Origin of the sequence: Pseudomonas sp. GGS8 (genome assembly GCF_024168645.1) — a bacterium.
Taxonomy (GTDB): domain Bacteria; phylum Pseudomonadota; class Gammaproteobacteria; order Pseudomonadales; family Pseudomonadaceae; genus Aquipseudomonas.
The window spans coordinates 384,843-408,397 of record NZ_JALJWF010000001.1 but is presented as its reverse complement, the minus strand read 5'-3'; the positions used below and the strand labels follow the sequence as shown (position 1 = coordinate 408,397).

Genomic DNA, 23,555 nt, shown 5'->3' with positions numbered 1-23,555 from the left:
ACTGATCTGGCCAATGCTCAAGGATCTGAAACGTGATTGGACGCTTGCGCGGTACTTTGGCTGAAAAACAGCCGCCGCACCTGATTCTGGATGTAAACGGTCTGGGGTATGAGCTGGAAGTGCCCATGACCACGCTTTATCGCTTGCCGTCGGTCGGTGAACCGCTGACCTTGCACACCCATTTGGTCGTACGCGAAGACGCGCAGTTACTCTATGGCTTCTTCGGCAAGCGTGAGCGAGACTTTTTTCGCGAACTGATCCGTCTCAATGGGGTAGGGCCGAAACTGGCGCTGGCCTTGATGTCGAGCCTGGAGGTCGACGAGCTGGTCCGTTGTGTGCAGTCTCAGGATACCTCGGCGCTGACCAAGGTGCCGGGCGTTGGCAAGAAGACTGCCGAACGTTTGCTGGTGGAGCTCAAGGATCGTTTCAAGGCCTGGGAAACCGTACCGGCGATGTTCGCGTTGGTGCCAAACCAGCCGGGTGGGCCAGATGCGACTCCGGTGGCCACCGCCGAAAATGACGCGGTCAGCGCGCTGATTTCCCTGGGCTACAAGCCGCAGGAAGCCAGCAAGGCGATTTCCGCGATCAAGGAGAAAGGTTTGAGCAGTGAAGACATGATTCGTCGTGCCCTGAAGGGAATGATCTAAGTGATTGAAGCTGATCGTCTGATCGCTGCCACGGGTGGCCCCCGTGACCGCGAGGAAGTCCAGGACCGGGCGATTCGTCCTGTCAGCCTGGCCGAATACATTGGCCAGCCAACCGTTCGCGAGCAAATGGAGTTGTTCATCCAGGCCGCGCGTGGACGCAATGAATCGCTGGATCACACCCTGATTTTCGGCCCGCCGGGGCTGGGTAAAACCACGCTGGCCAACATCATTGCCCAGGAAATGGGCGTGTCGATCAAAAGCACCTCAGGGCCGGTCCTCGAGCGTCCTGGTGATCTGGCTGCATTACTGACCAACCTTGAGCCCCATGACGTGCTGTTCATCGACGAGATCCATCGGTTGTCGCCGATCGTCGAAGAAGTGCTGTACCCGGCCATGGAAGATTTTCAGCTCGATATCATGATCGGCGAAGGGCCGGCCGCGCGCTCGATCAAGCTCGATTTGCCACCGTTTACCCTGGTTGGTGCAACGACCCGTGCGGGTATGCTGACCAACCCGTTGCGCGATCGTTTCGGGATCGTCCAGCGCCTGGAGTTCTACAGCACCGCCGACCTGGCAACGATTGTCAGCCGTTCGGCGAACATTCTCGGTTTGCCGCTGGACCCGGAAGGCGCCTTTGAAATCGCCCGGCGTGCCCGTGGCACACCGCGGATCGCCAATCGCTTGCTGCGCCGGGTCCGGGATTTCGCCGAGGTTCGTGCCAAGGGGCATATTACCAAGCCGATCGCCGACCTGGCCTTGAACCTGCTGGATGTCGATGAGCGTGGCTTCGACCATCAGGACCGACGCCTGCTGTTGACCATGATCGAGAAATTTGACGGTGGGCCAGTGGGGGTGGACAGTCTGGCCGCTGCAATCAGTGAAGAGCGCCACACCATTGAAGACGTGCTGGAGCCGTACCTGATCCAGCAGGGCTACATCATGCGCACACCGCGGGGGCGGGTGGTCACCCGGCATGCGTATTTGCACTTCGGCTTAAACATCCCGTCACGATTGGGCGAGATGCCCGTGGTAGACGAGTTCCTCGATGCCGTGGACGATTAATCACCTTTGCGGGCTGATTTATTCGGGGTTTGTGCTGTCCCAGGACGGTACTTTCGCCAGAAAGCCGCGAATCAATGAAAAACAGTTGCCGCGCCGGATTGGCAACCTGAGGAGTAAGCACTAGAGTATGCGCGCGCAAAACGGGCTTGAGCCGTTCGCACATCGTTGTCGCGTTTATTACGAGGACACCGATGCCGGCGGCATCGTGTATTACGTCAATTACCTCAAGTTTATGGAACGGGCTCGAACCGAGCGGCTCCGGGAGCTGGGCTTTGCCCAGTCGGCGCTGGCAGGGGAGGACCTGTTGTTCGTCGTGCATTCCAGCGAAGCGCGTTACCACGCGCCGGCGCGACTGGACGACGAACTGCTGGTAAGCGCTGAAGTAATTGAATTGAACCGTGCCAGCCTGCGCTTCAAGCAGCAGGTCAGGCGGGCTACGGATAATGTGCTGCTCTGCGAAGGGCAGTTTCTGGTGGCCTGTGTGCGCACTAACAGTTTGAAACCCCGGGCCATTCCCGAAGCTCTACGTGCGGCCTTTGCCGACGTGAGCGGCGCGGGTACACACTCAAAGCAGGAGATAAAGCGTGGAAGCTAACGTCGTCGACCATTCCTCCATGTGGAGCCTGGTCAGCAATGCCAGTGTCGTGGTGCAACTGGTAATGCTGATCCTGGTAGCCGCATCGGTGACCTCGTGGATCATGATCTTTCAGCGCAGCAACTTGCTGCGCGCCGGTCGACGTGCCCTGGAGAGCTTTGAAGAGCGCTTCTGGTCCGGTATCGATCTGTCCAAACTCTACCGTCAGGCCGGCAGCAACCCTGATCCGGATTCCGGCGTCGAGCAGATTTTCCGTGCCGGCTTCAAGGAATTCTCCCGTCTGCGTCAGCAGTCGGGCGTTGATCCGGAAGCGGTCATGGAAGGCGTGGCGCGTGCCATGCGCGTAGCCATCTCCCGTGAGGAAGAGAAGCTCGAGCAGAGTCTGCCGTTCCTCGCCACCGTCGGCTCCGTCAGCCCGTATATCGGTCTGTTCGGTACGGTCTGGGGCATCATGAACTCCTTCCGTGGTCTGGCGACCGCCCAGCAAGCGACCCTGGCCACTGTGGCTCCAGGTATCGCCGAAGCACTGGTTGCTACCGCGATCGGTCTGTTTGCCGCTATCCCGGCCGTTATCGCCTACAACCGTTTTGCTGCTCGCAGCGAAACCCTGCTGGGCCGCTATTACACCTTCGCCGACGAATTCCAGGCGATCCTGCACCGCAAAGTGCACACCAGCGAAGAATAAGCAGGTAATTTCCAATGGCTTTAATCGCTCGAGCTCGCAAAAAGCGCAAGCCGGTTGCCGAGATGAACGTGGTGCCTTACATCGACGTGATGCTGGTACTGCTGGTCATCTTCATGGTGACCGCGCCGATGCTCAATCAGGGCGTGAAAGTTGATCTGCCCAAGGTTTCCAGCGAAGCCTTGCCGCAGGACAACAACACTCAGGTCCTGACCATTTCGATCAAGGCTGACAAGACCTACTACTGGAACCTTGGCAGTGAAGTCGACACCGATAAGCAGCAGGACAAGGCCATGACCTTGCCGCAAATGACCAGTGCCGTGAAAAAGATCATCGACGCCGGCAACAGTAACGGTAAGCGCACGCAGGTGTTCATTCGTGGCGACAAAACCGTCGATTATGGCTCCGTCATGGGTGCCATGGGCGGGTTGCAGAAGGCCGGGGTCGGTAATGTTGGCTTGATTACCGAGGCGCCCTGATGCAGCAACTGCGAGAGCCGTCCGCCTCGGAAAGCTACTTCTGGCCTAGTGTCTGGGCGATTGTCTTGCACGTGCTGGTGTTCGGCATGCTGTTTGTCAGTTTCGCCTTCACACCGGAGCTGCCGCCGGCCAAGCCGATTGTCCAGGCAACCCTGTACCAGCTGAAATCGAAAAGTCGGGCGACCACCCAGACCAATCAGAAGATCGCGGGTGAGGCGCAGAAATCTGCTGCGCGTCAGACCGAAGTCGAGCAGATGGAACAGAAGAAGGTCGAGCAGGAAGCGGTGAAGGCTGCGGAACAAAAGAAAGAAGAAGCGGCTCAAAAGGCCGAGGAAGCCAAGAAGGCTGACGAGTCGAAGAAAGCGGAGGAGGCTAAAAAGGCTGATGAAGCCAAGAAAGCCGACGAAGCGAAGAAGACCGCCGAAGCCAAAAAGGCCGAAGAGAAACAATTGGCTGATATAGCCAAGAAGAAAGCCGAAGAAGAAGCCAAAAAAGCTGCTGAAGAAGAGGCCAAGAAAGCGGCCGCTGAAGAAGCGAAGAAAAAGATCGTCGAGGACGCGAAGAAGAAAGCCGCGGAAGACGCCAAGAAGAAAGCTGAAGCGGAAGAGGCGAAGAAGAAAATCGCCGAAGACGCGAAGAAGAAAGCGACTGCCGATGCCGCGAAGAAAAAAGCGCAGGATGCGGCTCGTAAATCGGTAGAGGACAAGAAGGCTCAGGCTCTGGCTGACTTGCTGTCCGATAAGACCGAGCGTCAGCAGGCTTTGGCGGATGAGCAGGGCGATGAAACTGCGGGCAACTTTGATGATCTGATTCGTTCGCGAGCATCTGAAGGTTGGGCGCAGCCACCGTCGGCCCGCAAGGGCATGAAGGTGATTCTGCAAATCAACATGCTCCCTGACGGAACGATCTCCGGTGTTTCGGTTGCTCATTCCAGCGGTGACGCGCCGTTCGACAGTTCTGCAGTCGCGGCTGTAAAAAATATTGGTCGATTGACCGAAATGCAGGGTTTGAAGCCAGCTGATTTCGCACCCTATCGTTCATTCAAGATGACATTCACACCTGAGGATCTAGCCTTGTGAGAAACCTTCTTCGAGGACTGCTTGTAGTCATGTTCTGCTTTGCAGGACTGGCCACGGCAGATGAAAAAAATATCCTGGTCAGCAGTGGCAGCTCCCAGGCAACTCCAATTGCCGTTGTGCCTTTCGGCTTCCAGGGCGGTAGCGTGCTGCCGGACGACATGGCTGAGATTATCGGTAACGACCTGCGCAACTCGGGTTACTACGCGCCGATTCCAAAGCAGAACATGATCAGCCAGCCAAGCCAGGCCAGCGAAATCATCTACCGTGACTTCAAGGCGGTGGGCGCCCAGTACGTCATGGTCGGCAGCATTGTTCCGGCGGGCGGTCGCCTGCAGGTGCAATACGCACTGTTCAACGTCGCCACCGAGCAGCAAGTGCTGACCGGCAGCGTGTCGGGCGGCGTTGATCAGCTGCGCGACATGGCGCACTACATCTCCGACCAGTCGTTCGAAAAACTCACCGGTATCAAAGGTGCGTTCTCGACACGTCTGCTGTACGTGACGGCTGAGCGTTTCTCCGAGAAGAACACTCGCTACACACTGCAACGTTCGGACTACGACGGTGCCCGTGCCGTGACGCTGCTGCAATCGCGTGAGCCAATCCTGTCGCCGCGTTTCGCACCGGATGGCAAGCGCATTGCCTATGTGTCGTTTGAGCAGAAGCGTCCGCGCATTTTCATGCAGAACATCGACACCGGTCGCCGTGAGCAGATCACCAACTTCGAAGGCCTGAACGGCGCGCCAGCCTGGTCGCCGGATGGCAATCGTCTGGCATTCGTGTTGTCGAAAGACGGTAACCCGGACATTTACGTGATGAATCTGGGGTCGCGTCAGATCACTCGTGTCACCAATGGTCCTGGCATTAACACCGAACCGTTCTGGGGTAAGGATGGTTCGACCATCTACTTCACCTCCGACCGTGGCGGCAAGCCTCAGATCTACAAAACCAGCGCAGGCGGTGGTGGTGCGGAGCGTGTGACCTTCATTGGTAACTACAACGCCAACCCTAAACTGTCGGCCGATGAAAAGACCCTGGTGATGATTCACCGCCAGGACGGTTTCACCAACTTCAAGGTGGCGGCCCAGGATTTGCAGCGCGGTAGTGTAAAGATCCTCACTGATAGCACTCTGGACGAGTCTCCTACTGTTGCGCCCAACGGCACCATGGTAATCTACGCCACCCGCCAGCAGGGCCGGGGAGTCTTGATGCTCGTGTCCATTAATGGACGCGTGAGGCTCCCGCTTCCTACCGCACAAGGCGAAGTCAGAGAACCGTCCTGGTCCCCTTACCTGAACTGACGCGGCGCTATACGTTTTACTTAACACACTGGGGTTCATTAGGAGTTTCACGATGGAAATGCTGAAGTTTGGTAAATTTGCTGCGCTGGCTCTGGCCATGGCTGTAGCTGTAGGTTGCTCGTCCAAAGGCGGCGACAACGCCGGTGAAGGCGCTGTAGATCCAAACGCTGGTTACGGCGCTAACACTGGTGCAGTTGACGGCTCCCTGAGCGAAGAAGCTGCTCTGCGCGCAATCACCACCTTCTACTTCGAATACGACAGCTCGGACCTGAAGCCAGAAGCCATGCGCGCTCTGGACGTTCACGCCAAAGACCTGAAAGCAAACGGCGCTCGCGTTGTTCTGGAAGGCAACACCGACGAACGTGGTACTCGTGAGTACAACATGGCACTGGGCGAGCGTCGTGCGAAAGCCGTTCAGCGCTACCTGGTACTGCAAGGTGTTTCCCCAGCTCAGCTGGAACTGGTTTCCTACGGCGAAGAGCGTCCAGTTGCTACCGGCAACGACGAGCAGTCCTGGGCTCAAAACCGTCGCGTCGAACTGCGTAAGTAATTCGTCATGCGAACGTGCCGTCGTGCTGTAACTGTTTTGGCTCTCAGCCTCGCACCGCTTGCGGTGTGGGCTGCGGTTCCTGTGGTCGAGGACAACTCCGGCTATAACAATAGCGGGAGCAGTTATCCGCCTGCGGGTTACGGTACGAACGGCGCCTATGCCGGGGGAGGGGTTTCGGCCCCTGTCTCGGCACAGGGCGAGCTGTTCAACCAACTGCAATCCATGCAGGAGCAGATCTCACGCCAACAAGGTGTGATCGAAGTTCTGCAAAATGATGTAGCGCGCATGAAGCAAGAGAACCTGGAGCGATATCAGGATCTTGATCGGCGCATAGGAACCGGCGTTGCACCAGCCGCGACTCCTGATAATTCTTCCGCCGGTGGCAATGTGAATGCCCCCGGTGCAGCAGCCGGCGCAGGTGCGGGAGCGGCCGCCGCTGCCACTTCCACACAAGCGCCTGCCGCGGGTGGCGAACCGGCTGATCCGGCGAAGGAAAAACTGTATTACGATGCAGCCTTCGACCTGATCAAAGCCAAGGATTTCGACAAGGCCAGCCAGGCTTTCGCCGCATTCCTGCGCAAATACCCGAACAGCCAATACGCGGGCAACGCCCAGTACTGGTTGGGTGAAGTGAACCTGGCCAAAGGCGATCTGCAAGGTGCAGGTCAGGCCTTCGCCAAGGTTTCGCAGTTGTACCCCAAGCACCCCAAGGTGCCTGATTCGCTGTACAAGCTCGCTGATGTAGAGCGCCGCCTCGGTCATACCGACCGAGTCAAAGGCATTCTGCAACAGGTCGTGTCCCAATATCCGGGCACTTCCGCTGCTCAGTTGGCGCAACGCGACTTGCAGCGCATGTAAGTCTGTTTGACCTGTTTTGAAGAAACCCGCGCTTGTCGCGGGTTTTTTCGTTAGAATTCATGCCCTTTTTATGAAACACGCTTTTTGGGATCTGCGCGTTGGCGGGGTTCCTTGAAGTGCCTGACGGAGGCGGACAGCCTGTTTAGCTGTTACGCCCGTGGCGACTATGCAAGACACATTGAGAATCACCGAAGTTTTCTACTCGTTGCAGGGTGAAACGCGGACTGCCGGGCTGCCCACTGTTTTTGTGCGCCTGACCGGTTGCCCTTTGCGTTGCCAATACTGCGACAGTGCTTACGCCTTCACTGGCGGCACCCTTCGCACGCTTGACGACATCCTCGAGCAAGTGGCCGGTTTTCGCCCGCGTTACGTTTGTGTCACCGGTGGTGAGCCCCTGGCGCAACCCAATGCCATCCCTTTGCTCAAGCAGTTGTGTGACGCCGGTTACGAAGTGTCGCTGGAAACCAGTGGCGCGCTGGACATCTCGGCGGTCGATCCACGGGTCAGTCGCGTCGTCGACCTGAAAACCCCGGGTTCGAAAGAAGCCCACCGCAACCGCTACGAGAACATCGAACTGCTCACGCCCAACGATCAGGTGAAGTTTGTCATCTGCTCGCGGGAAGACTATGACTGGGCCGTGTCCAAGCTGATTCAGTACGGTTTGAGCGAGCGTGTCGGCGAAGTCCTGTTCTCGCCGAGCCACCATGACCTGAATGCGCGTGATCTGGCGGACTGGGTGGTGGCGGACAATCTGCCTGTGCGTCTGCAATTGCAGCTGCATAAATATCTTTGGAATGACGAGCCGGGGCGCTGAAATGACTGAACAACTGAACACTGCTGAAAAACGTGCGGTCATCCTGCTGTCCGGCGGTCTCGACTCGGCGACAGTCGTGGCCATGGCCCGTGCCGAAGGCTATAGCTGCTACACCATGAGCTTCGATTACGGTCAGCGCCACCGTGCCGAGCTGCATGCCGCCGAGCGTATTGCCCGCGACCTGGGTGTGATCGAGCACAAGGTGATCGGCCTGAACCTGAATGGCATCGGTGGCTCGGCCCTGACCGACAGCTCCATCGACGTGCCGGAGGCGCCGAGCGAAGGCATTCCGGTGACTTATGTGCCGGCGCGCAACACGGTGTTTCTGTCCCTGGCGTTGGGCTGGGCCGAAGTGCTGGGTGCACGTGACATCTTTATCGGTGTAAACGCGGTGGATTATTCCGGTTACCCGGATTGCCGTCCCGAGTTCATCGAAGCCTTCGAGCGCATGGCCAACCTGGCGACCAAGGCCGGGGTAGAGGGGCAGGGCTTCCGTATCCAGGCGCCATTACAGAACCTGAGCAAGGCGCAGATCGTTCAGGCGGGCGTGAAGCTTGGCGTCGATTACGGGCTGACCGTTTCCTGCTATCAGGCGGACGATAACGGCCGTGCGTGCGGTAAATGCGACAGCTGCCGTCTGCGTGCAGAAGGCTTTGCGGCGGCCGGAATCAGCGACCCGACACCTTATTTTTGATTTATTTCAAATTAGGTGTTGAATAGTCCTTAAAAATCAGTATTATACGCGCCACCACACAGCGGGTCGTTAGCTCAGTTGGTAGAGCAGTTGGCTTTTAACCAATTGGTCGTAGGTTCGAATCCCACACGACCCACCATTTTAAAAAATCTGGAAGGCCCACGTAAGTGAGGATTTCCGGGTTTTTTTTTGCCCGCGATTTGAGGTCATCTCATTCCGGGATCGCACTGCGTGACGCAGGTCAGAATCATCTTTTGCATCCACCGGATATTCTGTAGCCTTGCGCAGCTTCAACGCTGTCCGTGCCTGATGAATACTCACTCTCCCGGCGGTACCCCGAAGGGTCCGGAGCCGGGTGTATACTCGACTTTCGCGCGAAAGCGCCTGCAGGTCTTGCGAACATGACGCAGATTTCCGAACGCCTTCTGGTTCAAGCCCACCTCGACGCCAAGCAGCCCAAGCCGCTGACTGCCGAGGAAGAGGCTTATTACCGCGCTGCCATCGCTGCCGAGCTTAAAGCTCAGGACGCGGTGCTGGTTGCCCACTTCTATTGCGATCCAGTCATTCAGGCCCTGGCCGAAGAAACCGGTGGCTGCGTCTCCGACTCTCTGGAGATGGCCCGCTTCGGCAATGCCCATCCCGCCAAGACCGTGGTGGTCGCCGGTGTGAAATTCATGGGCGAAACCGCGAAAATCCTCAACCCTGAAAAACGTGTGCTGATGCCGACCCTGGAAGCGACCTGCTCGCTGGACCTGGGTTGCCCGGTGGATGAATTTTCGGCGTTCTGCGATCAGCACCCGGAGCGCACGGTGGTGGTGTATGCCAACACCTCGGCGGCGGTCAAAGCCCGGGCGGACTGGGTGGTGACTTCCAGCTGCGCGCTGGAAATTGTCGAAAGCCTGATGGATAACGGTGAAACCATTATCTGGGCCCCGGACAAGCACCTGGGCACTTACATTCAGCGCAAGACTGGCGCCGACATGCTGCTGTGGGACGGTGCCTGCATCGTTCACGAAGAGTTCAAGGCCAAACAGCTCGAAGACATGAAAGCGCTGTACCCGGATGCGGCCATTCTGGTGCACCCGGAGTCGCCGACCGCAGTGATCGAGTTGGCCGATGCGGTAGGTTCCACCAGTCAGCTGATCGCTGCGGCGCAAAGCCTGCCAAACAAGACGCTGATCGTCGCCACTGACCGCGGCATCTTCTACAAGATGCAGCAGCTGTGCCCGGACAAGGTCTTTATCGAAGCACCCACGGCCGGTAACGGCGCTGCCTGCCGCAGTTGCGCGCATTGTCCGTGGATGGCGATGAACACCCTCGAGCGCACGCTGAAGAGCTTGCGGGAGGGCACCAACGAGATCTTCGTCGACCCGGCGTTGATTCCACAGGCGATTCGGCCGTTGAAGCGGATGCTCGATTTCACGCAGGCGGCGCGGATGAAGCTGGCCGGCAACGCTTAAGAGCTTTCAGCCCTGTCGCAAAAACTGTGGGAGCGAGCTTGCTCGCGAAGGCGGTGTATCAGCAAACATTAATGTTGACTGACACACCCTCTTCACGCGAGCAGGCTCGCTCCCACAGTGATTTTCGCTTTCCACAATTATTTGGTTTTCTTCGGAATGCGTACCAGCTGGGTATTGGAGTAGATGTCATGCCAGCTGCGCTTCTGTTTGTCGAACAGCGACCAGAAGAACCCCAGCCCGAGGCATAACCAGGACGCAATTGAGACCACAAAGCGCAACAGCGCCTGCCACAGGCTGATGGATGAGCCGTCGGCGTTTTGTACGCGGATGCACCACACCTGCATGCCCAGGGTCTGGCCTGACCAGGTCCAGAACTTGGCGAAGAAGCCGAACAGCACGAACAGCAGCACCGTCGACAGCAGTGGGTCACCGTCCAGCGCGCCGGCTTCGGTCAGGGTGCGCATTCGGTCTTCGCCGATGATCGCCATCTGGATCATCTTGTAAATGCCGCTGGTGACGATCAGTAGAGCGGTACACAGCAGGAAGTCGTAGAACATTGCAGCCAGGCGACGACCCAGGCCGACGGCGGGAAAGTCGCCTTGGGGGTTGAGCAGGTGTTTCGACATGGCTGCCTCTGAGCGCAAAAGAAGCCATTTTACGGATTTACGCGCACAAAAAAGCCCCTGATATCACTATCAGGGGCTTTTTCGTTACAGAAGATTAGCCTTCTGCTTGTACTTCGTCAGCCTGCATGCCTTTCTGGCCTTGCACAGCAACGAAAGTCACTTTCTGGCCTTCTTTCAGGCTTTTGAAGCCGCTGCCCTGAATAGCGCGGAAATGTACGAACAGATCCGGACCGCTCTCTGGAGTGATAAAACCAAAACCTTTCTCGTCGTTAAACCACTTGACGGTGCCGCTCTGACGTTGGGACATTTCTTATTTCCTTTGACGCAAAAATGAATGACAGTCTCTTTCTCATGAAAGAGTACTGGGGCTGGTTGCAGGAGAGTAAGAAGACGTCGAACGGGATGTAGCTAACTTGTAGGCTACTGCCCAGGTCACGATTCCAAGCGACCCATGCAAACACAGTGAACAAACTCTACGCCAACTACGGCAGAAAAAACAAGCCCTGCGAAGGCCCGGATTTCCTCGGGTTGATGGCGGTTAGAAGGCGCATTAGTGCAGGCTTATTCGATCGCGTTGTTCATGGGTTTTCGATTGTTATAAGTAACGTTCATAAACGAAACGTATGCACTATTTTATGGCGGTTGCGTTACAGATTAGTGCACTGTTAACGCAACCGCGTTACTTATAGAAACATTCAATCAGCCGCGATAGTAGCGTTGTGGAACAAATGGCATTTTGCTTACAAGCAAAGGCACCTTTTTCCCACGCACAATGGCACAAACTGGTGTTTCCAAAACGGTATAAGCGCTATCGAGGTAACCCATGGCCAAAGGACCGCCGAGGGTCGGACCGAAGCCGCCGCTGCACACGCTGCCGGATAATTTCGCCAGCTTCATTGACGATCTCTGCGCCTTCACGCACCGGCGTACGTTCCTGCGGCAGCAGACCAACGCGCTTGCGGCTGACACCGGTTTGCTGTTGGGCGAATACGGTTTCGGCGCCAGGGAAGCCGCCGGCCCGCGCGCCATCGGCACGTCGAGGCTTGGAGATGGCCCACAGCAGGCTTGCTTCGATCGGCGTGGTTTCGGTGTTCATGTCGTGGCCGTAGAGGCACAGGCCGGCTTCCAGGCGCAGGGAATCGCGGGCGCCGAGGCCGATGGCCGCGACTTCCGGTTCGGCCAGCAGGGCGCGAGCCAGCGCTTCAGCGTTGGCCGCCGGCACGGAGATTTCGAAACCGTCTTCACCGGTGTAGCCCGAACGGCTGACAAAGCAGTCCACGCCCAACAGTTTCACGCGGGTGAACTGCATGAAGGTCATCTTCGCAACTTCCGGTGCCAGGCGTGCGAGCACGGTGACGGCGGCCGGGCCTTGCAGGGCGAGCAGGGCACGCTCTTCGAACAGCGGTTCAATGGTGCACAGGTTGCCGATGTGCTTGCGCAGGTGTGCCAGGTCCTGGTCCTTGCAGGCGGCGTTGACCACCAGGAACAGTTCGTCGTTACCGAGGTTGGCGACCATCAGGTCGTCGAGGATGCCACCGGCCTCGTTGGTGAACATCGCGTAGCGCTGCATGCCCACAGGCAGGTCGATGATGTCCACCGGCACCAGGGTTTCCAGGGCTTTGGCGGCGTTGGCGCCGGTCAGGCGGATCTGGCCCATGTGCGACACATCAAACAGCCCGGCCTGATCACGGGTGTGCTGGTGTTCTTTCATCACGCCCAGCGGGTATTGCACCGGCATGTCATAACCGGCGAACGGCACCATGCGGGCGCCGAGTTCGAGGTGCAGGGCGTGCAACGGGGTTTTCAACAGTTGTTCAGTGGACATATACAGCTCCTGAAAAAGTGTGCAGATGCGCGTGAGCGTCAGCACTCGATAATGTTGACCGCCAAACCGCCACGGGCGGTTTCCTTGTATTTGCTTTTCATGTCGGCGCCGGTCTGGCGCATGGTGCGGATGACCTTGTCGAGGGAGACGAAGTGCTGACCGTCGCCACGCAGGGCCATGCGCACCGCATTGATGGCCTTGACCGAACCCATGGCGTTGCGCTCGATGCAAGGCACTTGCACCAGTCCGCCAATCGGGTCGCAGGTCAGGCCGAGGTTGTGTTCCATGCCGATTTCGGCTGCGTTTTCCACCTGCTGCACCGTACCGCCGAGCACTTCGCACAAGGCGCCGGCCGCCATGGAACAGGCAACGCCGACTTCACCCTGACAGCCGACCTCGGCGCCGGAGATCGAGGCGTTTTCCTTGTACAGAATGCCGATTGCAGCGGCCGTCAGTAGAAAACGCACCACGCCGTCTTCGTTGGCACCGGGGATGAAGCGCATGTAGTAATGCAGCACCGCCGGGACAATGCCGGCTGCACCATTAGTGGGCGCAGTGACCACGCGTCCGCCGTTGGCGTTTTCTTCGTTGACCGCCAGGGCGTACAGGTTGACCCAGTCCAGCACCGACAGTGGATCGCGCAGCGACGATTCCGGGTTTTTGCACAGTTGCCGATGCAGCGCCGCCGCCCGACGTTTGACCTTCAGCCCACCGGGTAGAATGCCTTCGTTGCGGCAACCGGCGGCGACGCAGTCCTGCATCACTTGCCAGATCTTCAGCAGCCCGGCGCGGGTTTCCGCTTCCGGGCGCCAGGCGCTTTCGTTGGTCAGCATCACCTGACTGATCGATAAACCGTAGGTGCTGCAGTGACCAAGCAGGTCCTTGGCGCTTTTGAACGGAAAGGTCAGCGGCGTGGCGTCTTCAACGATGCGATCGGCACCGGCCGCGTCTTCATCGACCACAAACCCGCCACCGACCGAGTAATACTCGCGACTGCGTACTTGCAGGCCGGCCGCGTCGAACGCGCGAAAGATCATGCCGTTGGGGTGATAGGCCAACGGTTTGCGAATCATCGCCAGGTGTTCTTTCTCGTTGAACGCGATGCTGTGCTCTCCGAGCAGGTTCAAGCGACCGCTGCTGCGAATCTCTTGCAGGCGGGCGGTGACGGTTTCGGTGTCCACGGTGTCCGGGTGTTCGCCTTCCAGGCCCAGCAATACGGCCTTGTCGCTGCCGTGGCCTTTGCCGGTGGCGCCGAGCGAGCCGTAGAGCTCGACTTTGACGCAGGTGGTTGCCGATAGCAGCCCTTCACGGCGCAGACCTTCGGCAAAGCGCGCAGCGGCACGCATCGGGCCGACGGTGTGGGAGCTGGAGGGGCCGATGCCAATCTTGAACAGGTCGAACACGCTTAACGACATGAGTTGTTCTCCGGTTTCTTGTTATAGGAATTGGCTGGAATCTTTTGATTTAACACGGTCCTGTGGGAGCTGGCTTGCCTGCGATAGCGGTAGATCAGTCGATATCAATGTTGACAGACAGACCGCTATCGCAGGCAAGCCAGCTCCCACAGGGTATGCGGTGTTCTTGTGAATGGGGTGAGTAAACTCACCCCCCACACACAGTTTTAAGCGTAGCTTTCGATCGACGGGCAGGCGCAAACCAGGTTGCGATCGCCGAACACGTTGTCGACGCGACCGACCGGTGGCCAGTACTTGCCTTCGATCAACGAGGCTACCGGGTAAACGGCTTGCTCGCGGCTGTACGGGTGCGTCCACTCGCCGACGATTTCCGCCGCAGTGTGCGGGGCGTTTTTCAGCGGGTTGTCATCCTTGTCCAGCGTGCCGTTTTCCACCGCGCGGATTTCTTCGCGGATGCGGATCATGGCGTCGCAGAAGCGGTCCAGTTCTTCCTTGGATTCGCTCTCGGTCGGCTCGATCATCAACGTACCGGCCACCGGGAACGACATGGTCGGGGCGTGGAAACCGAAGTCGATCAGACGCTTGGCCACATCATCGACGCTGATGCCGCTGCTGTCTTTCAGCGGACGCAGGTCGAGGATGCATTCGTGCGCCACCAGACCGTTGCTGCCGGTGTACAGCACTGGATAGTGCTCCTCGAGGCGACGGGAAATGTAGTTGGCGTTGAGGATCGCCAGTTGCGAAGCACGCTTGAGGCCCGCGCCACCCATCATACGAATGTACATCCAGGTGATCGGCAGAATGCTCGCGCTGCCGAACGGTGCCGCGCAGACCGCGCCTTCCTTGCGTTCCATCTGAGCATGGCCCGGCAGGAACGGCGTCAGGTGCGACTTGACGCCAATCGGGCCGACGCCCGGGCCGCCACCGCCGTGTGGGATGCAGAAGGTTTTGTGCAGGTTCAGGTGCGATACGTCGCCGCCGAACTTGCCCGGTGCGCAGAGGCCGACCATGGCATTCATGTTGGCGCCGTCGATATACACCTGGCCGCCGTTGTCGTGAATGATGCCGCAGATTTCGCGGATGCCTTCTTCGAACACGCCGTGGGTCGACGGGTAAGTGATCATCAACGCGGCGAGGTGTTCGCGGTGCTCGATGGCCTTGGCGCGCAGGTCTTCGATGTCGACGTTGCCGCGGGCATCGCACGCGGTCACAACCACACGCATGCCGGCCATGTTGGCGGTGGCCGGGTTGGTGCCGTGGGCGGACGACGGGATCAGGCAGATGTCGCGACGGTCTTCGCCACGGCTCTGGTGGTAGGCACGGATCGCCAACAGACCGGCGTATTCACCCTGGGAACCGGCGTTCGGTTGCAGGGAGATCGCGTCGTAACCGGTGGCGGCGCAGAGCATCGCTTCCAGTTCATCGGTCAGTTGCTGATAGCCGGCGCTTTGCTCCGCCGGGGCGAACGGGTGCAGGGCACCGAATTCAGCCCAGGTCACCGGGATCATTTCGCTGGCGGCGTTGAGTTTCATGGTGCAGGAACCCAGCGGGATCATGGTGCGATCCAGGGCCAGGTCCTTATCGGCCAGTTTGCGCAGGTAGCGCATCAGCTCGGTTTCCGAGTGATAACGATTGAACACCGGGTGGCTGAGGATCGGCGATTGGCGAACCAGAGCGGCCGGGAGGGTGCTTTGGACCGAAGCGGCCAATGCAGCGAAGTCCGGCAGCGCCTTGCCGTCGGCCAGCAGGCTCCACAGGGTTTCGACGTCAGCCTGGCTGCTGGTTTCATCCAGGGACAGACCCAGACGTTCAGCATCGACCACGCGCAGGTTGATCTTCTGCGCATGAGCCTTGTCGTGCAGGGCCGCTGTTTGCGCGCCGGTTTTGATCGTCAAGGTGTCGAAGAAACTGGCTTGCTCGACGCTCAGGCCCAGTGCGCTCAAGCCTTTGGCGAGGATCGCGGTCAGGTGATGAATGCGATTGGCGATTTGCGTCAAGCCTTTAGGGCCGTGGTACACGGCGTACATGCTGGCGATGTTGGCCAACAGCACCTGGGCGGTGCAGATGTTGCTGGTGGCTTTCTCGCGGCGGATATGTTGCTCGCGGGTCTGCATGGCCAGGCGCAGGGCCGGCTTGCCGAAACGGTCCACGGAAACGCCGACCAGACGGCCCGGCATGTCGCGCTTGAACGCATCCTTGGTGGAGAAGTAGGCCGCGTGCGGGCCACCGAAGCCCAGCGGCACACCGAAGCGTTGTGCGCTGCCGATGGCCACGTCGGCGCCGAATTCGCCAGGCGGGGTCAGCACGGTCAGGGCCAGCAGGTCAGCGGCGACCGCGACCAGCGCATTCGCGGCGTGGAAGCGCTCGGTCAGTTCGCGGTAGTCGAACACATCACCGTTGCTGGCCGGGTATTGCAGCAGGGCGCCGAAGAACGGTGACACGTCGGTCAGTTCACGCTCGTCGCCAACGACTACGTCGATGCCCAGTGGCTCGGCACGGGTGCGCAACACGTCGAGGGTTTGCGGGTGGCAATGAACCGACGCGAAGAACGCGTGGCTGCCTTTGTTCTTGCTCAGGCGTTTGCAGAAGGTCATGGCTTCGGCAGCAGCGGTGGCTTCGTCCAGCAGCGAGGCGTTGGCGATCGGCAGGCCGGTCAGGTCGCTGATCAGGGTCTGGAAATTCAGCAGCGCTTCGAGACGGCCCTGGGAAATTTCTGGCTGGTACGGGGTGTAAGCGGTGTACCAGGCCGGGTTTTCCAGCAGGTTGCGCAGGATCGGCGACGGTGTGTGCGTGCCGTAGTAACCCTGGCCGATGTAGGTCTTGAACAGTTGGTTTTTGCCGGCGATGGATTTGATCAACGCCAGGGCATCGGCTTCGCTCAGGCCGTCTTCGAGGCCGAGGATGCTGGTGCCTTTGATGCTGTCGGGAATGACGCTGGCGCTCAGGGCTTCCAGGGAGTCGAAACCGAGGCTGTTGAGCATGGCTTGCTCATCGCCTGCACGCGGGCCGATGTGGCGGGTGATGAATTCGTTGGCGGTCGTCAGATTGACTTGAGTCATGTCGGCGCTCCTCAGGCTTGGGCAATCAGACGGTCGTAAGCGTCTTGATCCAGCAGTTGACCGACAGCCGAGGCGTCGGTGGGCTTGAAGCGAAAGAACCAGCCTTCGCCCAGCGGATCTTCGTTGACCAGTTCAGGGCTGCTGTCCAGCGCCGGGTTCACTTCCAGTACTTCTCCGTCCAGTGGCATGTACACGCCGCTGGCGGCTTTTACCGATTCCACGGTGGCGGCTTCTGCGCCTTTGTCGTAGGCCTGCAGCTCAGGCAGTTGTACGAAAACCACGTCGCCCAAGGCGTTCTGTGCGAAGGCGGTGATGCCGACCGTGACGCTGCCGTCAGCTTCGGCGCGCAGCCATTCGTGATCTTCAGTAAAACGCAACTCGCTCATGGAAACTCCTAAGGGGGGCCAGACTCGTCTGGTGGACGCATTGAATGCTGGGGCAAAAGCCCTGCTTTATGGGTGGTTACTAAGCAAAAACGCGGCCAATGTTGTTTATCCTTTATAGATCAATGAGTTATGTTTTTTGCCGAACGTCCGGAATGAACGAGCTGTAGCGAAATCGCTACAGCTCGAAAGCAAAGAAAAAAGCTTAGGTGGATCAAAGCCTTGCACATTGCTGATCAAGAGATGGTGTATCGATATCGTTCCAGTGTAGCGCTTTCAGTACAGATGGAGGTCGTTTTTGAGGAGGTTTCAAGCTACACACAAAACCTGTGGGAGCGAGCCTGCTCGCGATAGCGGTCTATCAGTCGACATCCATGGTGAATGTCAGTCCCTTATCGCGAGCAGGCTCGCTCCCACAGTGGTTTTGTGTTGCTAACGAGATTGCATTCCCAGTCTTACGGCTTGTTGGGAATCCCGTACTTGCGCAACCGATGGGCAATTGCGGTGTGGGAAGTTTGCAATCGGCTGGCGAGTTGCCGGGTTGAGGGGTAGCTGACGTAGAGTTTTTCCAGCAGGTTTTTCTCGAACTCTTCCATGGCCTGTTCGAGGCTATTGACCTCTGTATCGCTCTGGCGCGCCACAGAAGTGCCGGCGATGTCGAGGTCGCCGATGTCCACCAGGCTGCTTTCGCAAATCGCCGCGGCGCGGAAGATCACGTTTTGCAATTGCCGCACGTTGCCCGGCCAGCGGTTGCCCAGCAGCGCCGGGTAAGTGCCCGGCGCCAGGCGACAGACCGGGCGCTGGATCTGCGCGCAGGCCTGCTGCATGAAGTAGCGCGCCAGCAGCAGAATGTCCTGGCCGCGCTCGCGCAGGGGCGGGACTTCGACATTCAGCACGTTGAGGCGATAGAACAGGTCTTCGCGGAAGGTGCCTTCGCTGACCATTTTTTCCAGGTCGCGATGGGTCGCGCTGAGGATCCGCACGTTGACCTTCACTTCGCGATCGCCACCGACCCGACGGAAGCTGCCGTCGTTGAGGAAGCGCAGCAACTTCGCCTGCAAGTACGGCGACATCTCACCGATCTCGTCGAGAAATACCGTGCCCTGGTTGGCCAACTCCATCAGCCCCGGTTTGCCGCCCCGTTGCGCGCCGGTGAAGGCGCCGGGGGCGTAGCCGAACAGTTCGCTTTCGGCGAGGTTTTCCGGCAGTGCCGCGCAGTTCAAGGCCAGGAACGGCGAACTGTGGCGGGCACTGATGGCGTGACAGGCGCGGGCCACCAGTTCTTTGCCGGTGCCGGTTTCACCCTGGATCAGTAACGGTGCATCGAGGGCGGCGACGCGCTGGGCGCGGGCCTTGAGCGTACGGATCGCCGGAGATTCGCCGAGCAGGGCATCAAAACCTTCGGCATGGTCGTGGTGCAGTGCCGAGAGGCGTTCGCCGATGCGGTTCGGTTGGTACAGGGTCAGCAGGGCACCGGCGTCGGTGATCGGCGTGGCGTCCAGCAGCAGGGTTTGACCGTTGACGGTGATCTCGCGCAGCGGCAGGCGGAAGCCATTTTCCAGCAAGGTGTCGAGCAGCGTCGGGTCAGCAAACAGTTCGCTGATGCTTTCGCCCGCCGGTTCGCGACCGTACAGGGCAATCAATGCCGGGTTGGCCAGCAGCACCTTGCCGGCACTGTCCAGAGCCAGCACCGGGTCGGTCATGGCGGCGAGCAACGCATCGAGCTGCAAGTGACGGCGCTGGCCGGGAAGGATGTCGACCACCGTCACCGCTTGCACGCCACGCACGTTGAACAGCGCATCGCGCAGCTCTTCGAGCACCGCCGGGCTCAAGGTCGGGGCGTCAATGTAGACGTTGGGCGGCACCATCTCCACCGCATCCAGATTGAGATTGCGCCCACCGAGCAGGGCCAGGACTTCCTGGGTGATACCGACGCGGTCGATGAAACTGACGTGGATGCGCATGGGGCGGTTTGGTTCTGGAGTGCGGAGGGTGGCAAGTATGCCTTGGGGCGGGCCAATGGTGAAATCTTGCGCAGGACTTCATGACTGCGATGATCTCCTGTGGGAGCGGCGGTGCGGCGATCCCACAGGTTCAGCGTTCACCGTTTTATCCCAGGTGTTCAGGTCTGACCGGGTCGCCGGACTTGACGTCGAGCTGTGCCCGCACGTCTTCAAACATTTCGTCGTAGTACTTGTGCATGGCGCCGATGTTGGCGGTCTTGGGCATGCCGTACTTTTGCGCGATGCGCGTGGCGTGGCGGGCGAAGTCGAAGGCCTGGTCCTTGGGCAGATAAAACTCTTCATTCAGGTCCTTGCCCTCGACCGAACCACGCAGTTTGAAGAGCATGCCTTGGCCTTCCTTGGGGTCCTGAGCAATTTTGTATTCGATGTGCAGGTTGTAGCTGTAATCGTCCTTGTTCAGCGCATGGCGCTCGATGTGCAAGTGTCCGGGTTCGAACGTAGCCATTGGCGTCTCTCCTTCAAAAGGCATTGAATCAGGGCAGACCCCACGCCTGCCCCCCCTGCGTTTCTTTCTATTCGTTTCTTTCTATTGATAACTGATACCAGGTGTCGCAGTGCTGATACGGGTACCGGCCTTGCCCTGGATGATCGCCTCGATGTCCGAGAGTGAGCCGATCACCGCGACTTTGCCAGTATGGCGGGCGAACTCGCAGGCCGCCTGGACCTTTGGTCCCATGGAGCCGGCCGCGAAGCCGAGTTTGTCCATTTCATCGGGGTGAGCCTGGGCAATGGCTTTCTGGGTGGGCTTGCCGAAATCGATGAATGCAGCGCTGACGTCAGTGGCGATCACCAATAGATCGCTTTCCAGCTGTTCGGCCAGCAGCGCCGAGCACAAGTCTTTGTCGATCACCGCTTCCACGCCCTGCAGTTTGCCGTTGGCGTCGTAGATCGTCGGGATGCCGCCACCGCCGGCGCAGATCACGATGCTGCCTTTTTCCAGCAGCCACTTGATCGGGCGGATTTCGAAGATGCGTTTGGGTTTCGGGCTGGCGACCACCCGACGGAACTTATCGCCGTCCGGAGCGATGGCCCAGCCTTTCTCGGCGGCGAGTTTCTCTGCATCGACCTTGGCGTAGACCGGGCCGATAGGTTTGCTGGGGGCTTGGAACGCCGGGTCGTTGGGGTCGACTTCGACCTGGGTCAACAGGGTCGCGAACGGCACTTCGAAGTCCAGCAGGTTGCCCAGTTCCTGTTCGATGATATAGCCGATCATGCCGTCGGTTTCTGCACCAAGTACGTCCAGCGGGTAAGGCGAAACCTGGGTGTAGGCCGCCGCTTGCAGCGACAACAGGCCGATCTGCGGACCATTGCCATGGGCGATCACCAATTGGTTGCCGGGATGAACCTTGGCGATCTGTTCGGTGGCGATCCGGATGTTGGCGCGCTGATTGTCCGCGGTCAGGGGCTCACCCCGGCGGAGCAGGGCGTTGCCGCCCAGAGCAATGACGATACGCATAATGCAGTCCTTCCTAAGCAAAGAGGTTGCGGGCGATTTGGCCCCGGTCGGAACTCGGTCAATGTGGGAGCTGGCTTGCCTGCGATGGCATCACCTCGGTGTATCTGACAGACCGAGGCGATGCCATCGCAGCGGTGCGGCGATCCGACAAGCCAGCTCCCACAGGGGCTTTGTTCCTGCAGGAGGAGCCGGATCGATCCTTAGAGATCCGCCAGCGCCGACACCAGGATCGCCTTGATGGTGTGCATGCGGTTTTCCGCTTGCTCGAAGGCGATGTTGGCCGGCGATTCGAAGACTTCTTCAGTCACCTCAACCCCGTTGGCCAGGTTCGGATAGCGCGCGGCGATGTCCTTGCCGACCTTGGTTTCGCTGTTGTGGAACGCCGGCAGGCAGTGCATGAATTTCACGCGCGGGTTGCCCGAGGCCTTCATCATGTCGGCGTTGACCTGGTACGGCAGCAGTTGCTCGATGCGCTCATCCCATGCCTCCACCGGCTCGCCCATCGATACCCAGATGTCGGTATGGATGAAGTCCACGCCCTTGACCGCCGCTTTCGGGTCTTCGGTGATGGTGATGCGCGCGCCGCTCTCTTCGGCGAAGGCTTTGCACTGATCGATGAAGTCCTGATGCGGCCACAGCGCTTTCGGTGCGGCGATGCGCACGTCCATGCCGAGTTTGGCGCCGATCATCAGCAACGAGTTGCCCATGTTGTAGCGGGCATCGCCCAGGTAGGCGTAGCTGATGTCATGCAGCGGCTTGTCGCTGTGTTCGCGCATGGTCAGGGTGTCGGCGATCATTTGCGTCGGGTGGAATTCAGCGGTCAGGCCGTTGAACACCGGTACGCCGGCGAACTTGGCCAGCTCTTCGACTATTTCCTGTTCGAAGCCACGGTACTCGATGGCGTCGAACATCCGCCCCAGCACGCGGGCTGTGTCCTTCATGCTTTCCTTGTGGCCGATCTGCGACGACACCGGGTCGATGTAGGTGACGTGGGCGCCCTGGTCATGGGCCGCGACTTCGAAGGCGCAACGGGTGCGGGTCGAGGTTTTTTCGAAGATCAGCGCGATGTTCTTGCCTTGCAGGTGCGGACGCTCGGTGCCGGTGTATTTGGCGCGTTTGAGGTCGCGGGACAGGTCCAGTAGGTAGTGCAGCTCACGAGTGGTGTGGTGCATCAAACTCAGCAGGCTGCGGTTGCGCATGTTGAAAGCCATGATTGGATCTCCTTGGGTTTCGGTTATCCCCTCGGCCGTGCTGGATAAGCATCGGCCAAGGCTCGAAAGTTAATAATCGATAGGGTCGCGAATGATCGGGCAGGTCATGCAGTGGCCACCGCCGCGCCCGCGCCCGAGTTCACTGGCGCTGATGGTGATGACCTCTACGCCGGCCTTGCGTAGCAGAGTGTTGGTGTAGGTGTTGCGGTCATAGCCGATGACCACGCCCGGCTCCAGCGCCACCACGTTGTTGCCGTCGTCCCATTGCTCGCGTTCGGCGGCGAAGGCGTTACCGCCGGTTTCGACGACACGCAGCGCCTTGAGGTTGAGGGCCTTGGCCACGGTGTCGAGGAAGCTGGTTTCCTCACGGCGAACGTCGATGCCGCCCGGTTTGCTGTCGTCAGGACGCAGGCTGAAGGCGACGATCTGGTTCACCACTTCCGGGAAAATCGTCACCAGGTCGCGGTCGCAGAAACTGAACACGGTGTCCAGGTGCATCGCCGCGCGGGATTTCGGCAGGCCGGCGACGATGACGCGTTCCACGGCTTTGTTCTTGAACAGGTTGACCGCCAATTGGCCGATGGCCTGGCGGGACGAGCGCTCGCCCATGCCGATCAACACCACACCGTTGCCGATCGGCATCACGTCGCCGCCTTCAAGGGTGGCGTTGCCGTGGTCCTGGTCAGGGTCGCCGTACCAGATCTGGAAGTCGGCGTTGGTGAACTGCGGGTGGAATTTGTAGATGGCGGTGGCCAGCAAGGTTTCCTGGCGACGCGCCGGCCAGTACATCGGGTTCAGGGTCACGCCGCCATAGATCCAGCAGGTGGTGTCGCGGGTGAACTGGGTGTTGGGCAGCGGCGGCAGAATGAAGCTGGAGTGGCCGAGGAAGTCGCGGAACATCTGGATGGTCTTGCCGCCGAAACTGTCCGGCAGGTCATCGGCGGAAACCCCGCCGATGAGGAATTCGGCGATCTTGCGTGGCTCCAGGCTACGCAGCCAGGCACCCACTTCATGGACCAGGCCGAGGCCGACCGAATTGGCGGTGATCTTGCGCTCCAGAATCCAGTCCAGCGCTTCAGGGATGGCGACGATGTCGGTCAGCAGGTTGTGCATTTCCAGCACGTCGACATTGCGCTCGCGCATTTTGGTGACGAAGTCGAAGTGGTCGCGTTTGGCTTGGGCGACCCACAGCACGTCATCGAACAGCAGTTCATCACAGTTGTTCGGGGTCAGCCGCTGGTGGGCCAGGCCGGGGGAGCAAACCATGACTTTGCGCAGTTTGCCAGCTTCGGAATGGACGCCGTACTTAACTTTTTCCGTGGTCATTACCGTGTTCCT

22 protein-coding genes, 1 tRNA gene and 1 pseudogene are annotated in these 23,555 nt (G+C 59.4%); 13 read left to right on the top strand and 11 right to left on the bottom strand.

Features of this window, described 5'->3' with window-relative positions:
* Positions 1 to 32: 32 nt before the first annotated feature.
* From ruvA to nadA, 13 genes are all read left to right on the top strand, one after another.
* Positions 33 to 647, top strand: a complete 615-nt coding sequence (gene ruvA / locus J3D54_RS01910; RefSeq protein ID WP_123367884.1) for a Holliday junction branch migration protein RuvA — start codon at positions 33 to 35, stop codon at positions 645 to 647.
* A complete protein-coding gene (gene ruvB, locus J3D54_RS01905; protein WP_034149142.1) occupies positions 648 to 1,709 on the top strand; it encodes a Holliday junction branch migration DNA helicase RuvB in 1,062 nt (353 codons plus the stop codon).
* A gap of 127 nt (positions 1,710 to 1,836) precedes the next feature.
* Positions 1,837 to 2,304, top strand: a complete 468-nt coding sequence (gene ybgC / locus J3D54_RS01900; RefSeq protein WP_253416468.1) for a tol-pal system-associated acyl-CoA thioesterase — start codon at positions 1,837 to 1,839, stop codon at positions 2,302 to 2,304.
* The gene (gene tolQ / locus J3D54_RS01895) at positions 2,294 to 2,989 is read left to right on the top strand and encodes a protein TolQ (RefSeq protein WP_018926498.1); all 696 of its coding nucleotides are present in this window, start codon (positions 2,294 to 2,296) and stop codon (positions 2,987 to 2,989) included. Before ybgC ends, tolQ begins: the two co-directional genes overlap by 11 nt.
* 23 nt (positions 2,990 to 3,012) lie before the next feature.
* Entirely contained in the window at positions 3,013 to 3,465 is a 453-nt protein-coding gene (gene tolR / locus J3D54_RS01890) for a protein TolR (protein WP_253426461.1), read from the top strand.
* On the top strand, positions 3,465 to 4,544 hold the full coding sequence (gene tolA, locus J3D54_RS01885; protein WP_018926496.1) for a cell envelope integrity protein TolA: 1,080 nt from the start codon (positions 3,465 to 3,467) through the stop codon (positions 4,542 to 4,544). Before tolR ends, tolA begins: the two co-directional genes overlap by 1 nt.
* Before the next feature lie 29 nt (positions 4,545 to 4,573).
* Entirely contained in the window at positions 4,574 to 5,842 is a 1,269-nt protein-coding gene (tolB, locus tag J3D54_RS01880) for a Tol-Pal system beta propeller repeat protein TolB (protein ID WP_018926495.1), read from the top strand.
* Positions 5,843 to 5,894: 52 nt separating this feature from the next.
* Complete coding sequence (gene pal, locus J3D54_RS01875; RefSeq protein WP_003178634.1) at positions 5,895 to 6,392, top strand: peptidoglycan-associated lipoprotein Pal; 498 nt, start codon at positions 5,895 to 5,897, stop codon at positions 6,390 to 6,392.
* 6 nt (positions 6,393 to 6,398) lie between these two features.
* Positions 6,399 to 7,250: a tol-pal system protein YbgF gene (gene ybgF, locus J3D54_RS01870; protein WP_253416467.1), complete on the top strand. Its 852-nt coding sequence runs from the start codon at positions 6,399 to 6,401 to the stop codon at positions 7,248 to 7,250.
* A gap of 166 nt (positions 7,251 to 7,416) precedes the next feature.
* Positions 7,417 to 8,064, top strand: coding sequence for a 7-carboxy-7-deazaguanine synthase QueE (gene queE / locus J3D54_RS01865; RefSeq protein WP_253416466.1), 648 nt, complete (start codon positions 7,417 to 7,419; stop codon positions 8,062 to 8,064).
* A gap of 1 nt (position 8,065) precedes the next feature.
* Positions 8,066 to 8,758, top strand: coding sequence for a 7-cyano-7-deazaguanine synthase QueC (gene queC, locus J3D54_RS01860; protein ID WP_253416465.1), 693 nt, complete (start codon positions 8,066 to 8,068; stop codon positions 8,756 to 8,758).
* Between the two features lie 63 nt (positions 8,759 to 8,821).
* Positions 8,822 to 8,897 (top strand) — tRNA-Lys (locus J3D54_RS01855).
* A gap of 262 nt (positions 8,898 to 9,159) precedes the next feature.
* Entirely contained in the window at positions 9,160 to 10,218 is a 1,059-nt protein-coding gene (gene nadA / locus J3D54_RS01850) for a quinolinate synthase NadA (protein ID WP_253416464.1), read from the top strand.
* A 137-nt stretch (positions 10,219 to 10,355) separates the two neighbouring features.
* Here nadA and J3D54_RS01845 read toward each other — a convergent pair whose 3' ends face one another.
* From J3D54_RS01845 to arcA, 11 genes and pseudogenes are all read right to left on the bottom strand, one after another.
* Complete coding sequence (locus J3D54_RS01845) at positions 10,356 to 10,844, bottom strand: RDD family protein (protein WP_086944499.1); 489 nt, start codon at positions 10,842 to 10,844, stop codon at positions 10,356 to 10,358.
* A 94-nt stretch (positions 10,845 to 10,938) separates the two neighbouring features.
* Positions 10,939 to 11,151: a cold-shock protein gene (locus J3D54_RS01840; RefSeq protein ID WP_105346577.1), complete on the bottom strand. Its 213-nt coding sequence runs from the start codon at positions 11,149 to 11,151 to the stop codon at positions 10,939 to 10,941.
* Positions 11,152 to 11,543: 392 nt separating this feature from the next.
* Positions 11,544 to 12,669: pseudogene (gcvT, locus tag J3D54_RS01835) on the bottom strand (glycine cleavage system aminomethyltransferase GcvT).
* Between the two features lie 38 nt (positions 12,670 to 12,707).
* The gene (locus J3D54_RS01830) at positions 12,708 to 14,084 is read right to left on the bottom strand and encodes an L-serine ammonia-lyase (RefSeq protein ID WP_253416463.1); all 1,377 of its coding nucleotides are present in this window, start codon (positions 14,082 to 14,084) and stop codon (positions 12,708 to 12,710) included.
* Between the two features lie 206 nt (positions 14,085 to 14,290).
* Positions 14,291 to 17,143 carry an aminomethyl-transferring glycine dehydrogenase gene (gene gcvP / locus J3D54_RS01825; protein ID WP_253416462.1) on the bottom strand — a complete coding sequence of 951 codons (2,853 nt, stop codon included), beginning with the start codon at positions 17,141 to 17,143 and terminating at the stop codon, positions 14,291 to 14,293.
* An 11-nt stretch (positions 17,144 to 17,154) separates the two neighbouring features.
* A complete protein-coding gene (gcvH, locus tag J3D54_RS01820) occupies positions 17,155 to 17,529 on the bottom strand; it encodes a glycine cleavage system protein GcvH (RefSeq protein WP_253416461.1) in 375 nt (124 codons plus the stop codon).
* Positions 17,530 to 17,981: 452 nt separating this feature from the next.
* Positions 17,982 to 19,490 carry a sigma-54-dependent transcriptional regulator gene (locus J3D54_RS01815; protein WP_253416460.1) on the bottom strand — a complete coding sequence of 503 codons (1,509 nt, stop codon included), beginning with the start codon at positions 19,488 to 19,490 and terminating at the stop codon, positions 17,982 to 17,984.
* A 145-nt stretch (positions 19,491 to 19,635) separates the two neighbouring features.
* On the bottom strand, positions 19,636 to 19,995 hold the full coding sequence (locus J3D54_RS01810) for a DUF5064 family protein (protein ID WP_253416459.1): 360 nt from the start codon (positions 19,993 to 19,995) through the stop codon (positions 19,636 to 19,638).
* Positions 19,996 to 20,076: 81 nt separating this feature from the next.
* Positions 20,077 to 21,006, bottom strand: coding sequence for a carbamate kinase (gene arcC, locus J3D54_RS01805; RefSeq protein ID WP_253416458.1), 930 nt, complete (start codon positions 21,004 to 21,006; stop codon positions 20,077 to 20,079).
* Positions 21,007 to 21,206: 200 nt separating this feature from the next.
* On the bottom strand, positions 21,207 to 22,217 hold the full coding sequence (locus J3D54_RS01800) for an ornithine carbamoyltransferase (RefSeq protein WP_253416457.1): 1,011 nt from the start codon (positions 22,215 to 22,217) through the stop codon (positions 21,207 to 21,209).
* Between the two features lie 69 nt (positions 22,218 to 22,286).
* Positions 22,287 to 23,543, bottom strand: coding sequence for an arginine deiminase (gene arcA, locus J3D54_RS01795; protein ID WP_253416456.1), 1,257 nt, complete (start codon positions 23,541 to 23,543; stop codon positions 22,287 to 22,289).
* Positions 23,544 to 23,555: the final 12 nt, after the last annotated feature.

Bases quoted from the DNA above. Each gene is read 5' to 3' on its own strand.
- ybgC (WP_253416468.1), top strand. From the start codon at position 1,837: ATGCGCGCGCAAAACGGGCTTGAGCCGTTCGCACATCGTTGTCGCGTT.
- tolA (WP_018926496.1), top strand. From the start codon at position 3,465: ATGCAGCAACTGCGAGAGCCGTCCGCCTCGGAAAGCTACTTCTGGCCT.
- tolB (WP_018926495.1), top strand. From the start codon at position 4,574: ATGTTCTGCTTTGCAGGACTGGCCACGGCAGATGAAAAAAATATCCTG.
- pal (WP_003178634.1), top strand. From the start codon at position 5,895: ATGGAAATGCTGAAGTTTGGTAAATTTGCTGCGCTGGCTCTGGCCATG.
- ybgF (WP_253416467.1), top strand. From the start codon at position 6,399: ATGCGAACGTGCCGTCGTGCTGTAACTGTTTTGGCTCTCAGCCTCGCA.
- queE (WP_253416466.1), top strand. From the start codon at position 7,417: ATGCAAGACACATTGAGAATCACCGAAGTTTTCTACTCGTTGCAGGGT.
- queC (WP_253416465.1), top strand. From the start codon at position 8,066: ATGACTGAACAACTGAACACTGCTGAAAAACGTGCGGTCATCCTGCTG.
- nadA (WP_253416464.1), top strand. From the start codon at position 9,160: ATGACGCAGATTTCCGAACGCCTTCTGGTTCAAGCCCACCTCGACGCC.
- J3D54_RS01845 (WP_086944499.1), bottom strand. From the start codon at position 10,844: ATGTCGAAACACCTGCTCAACCCCCAAGGCGACTTTCCCGCCGTCGGC.
- J3D54_RS01840 (WP_105346577.1), bottom strand. From the start codon at position 11,151: ATGTCCCAACGTCAGAGCGGCACCGTCAAGTGGTTTAACGACGAGAAA.
- J3D54_RS01830 (WP_253416463.1), bottom strand. From the start codon at position 14,084: ATGTCGTTAAGCGTGTTCGACCTGTTCAAGATTGGCATCGGCCCCTCC.
- gcvP (WP_253416462.1), bottom strand. From the start codon at position 17,143: ATGACTCAAGTCAATCTGACGACCGCCAACGAATTCATCACCCGCCAC.
- gcvH (WP_253416461.1), bottom strand. From the start codon at position 17,529: ATGAGCGAGTTGCGTTTTACTGAAGATCACGAATGGCTGCGCGCCGAA.
- J3D54_RS01815 (WP_253416460.1), bottom strand. From the start codon at position 19,490: ATGCGCATCCACGTCAGTTTCATCGACCGCGTCGGTATCACCCAGGAA.
- J3D54_RS01810 (WP_253416459.1), bottom strand. From the start codon at position 19,995: ATGGCTACGTTCGAACCCGGACACTTGCACATCGAGCGCCATGCGCTG.
- arcC (WP_253416458.1), bottom strand. From the start codon at position 21,006: ATGCGTATCGTCATTGCTCTGGGCGGCAACGCCCTGCTCCGCCGGGGT.
- J3D54_RS01800 (WP_253416457.1), bottom strand. From the start codon at position 22,217: ATGGCTTTCAACATGCGCAACCGCAGCCTGCTGAGTTTGATGCACCAC.
- arcA (WP_253416456.1), bottom strand. From the start codon at position 23,543: ATGACCACGGAAAAAGTTAAGTACGGCGTCCATTCCGAAGCTGGCAAA.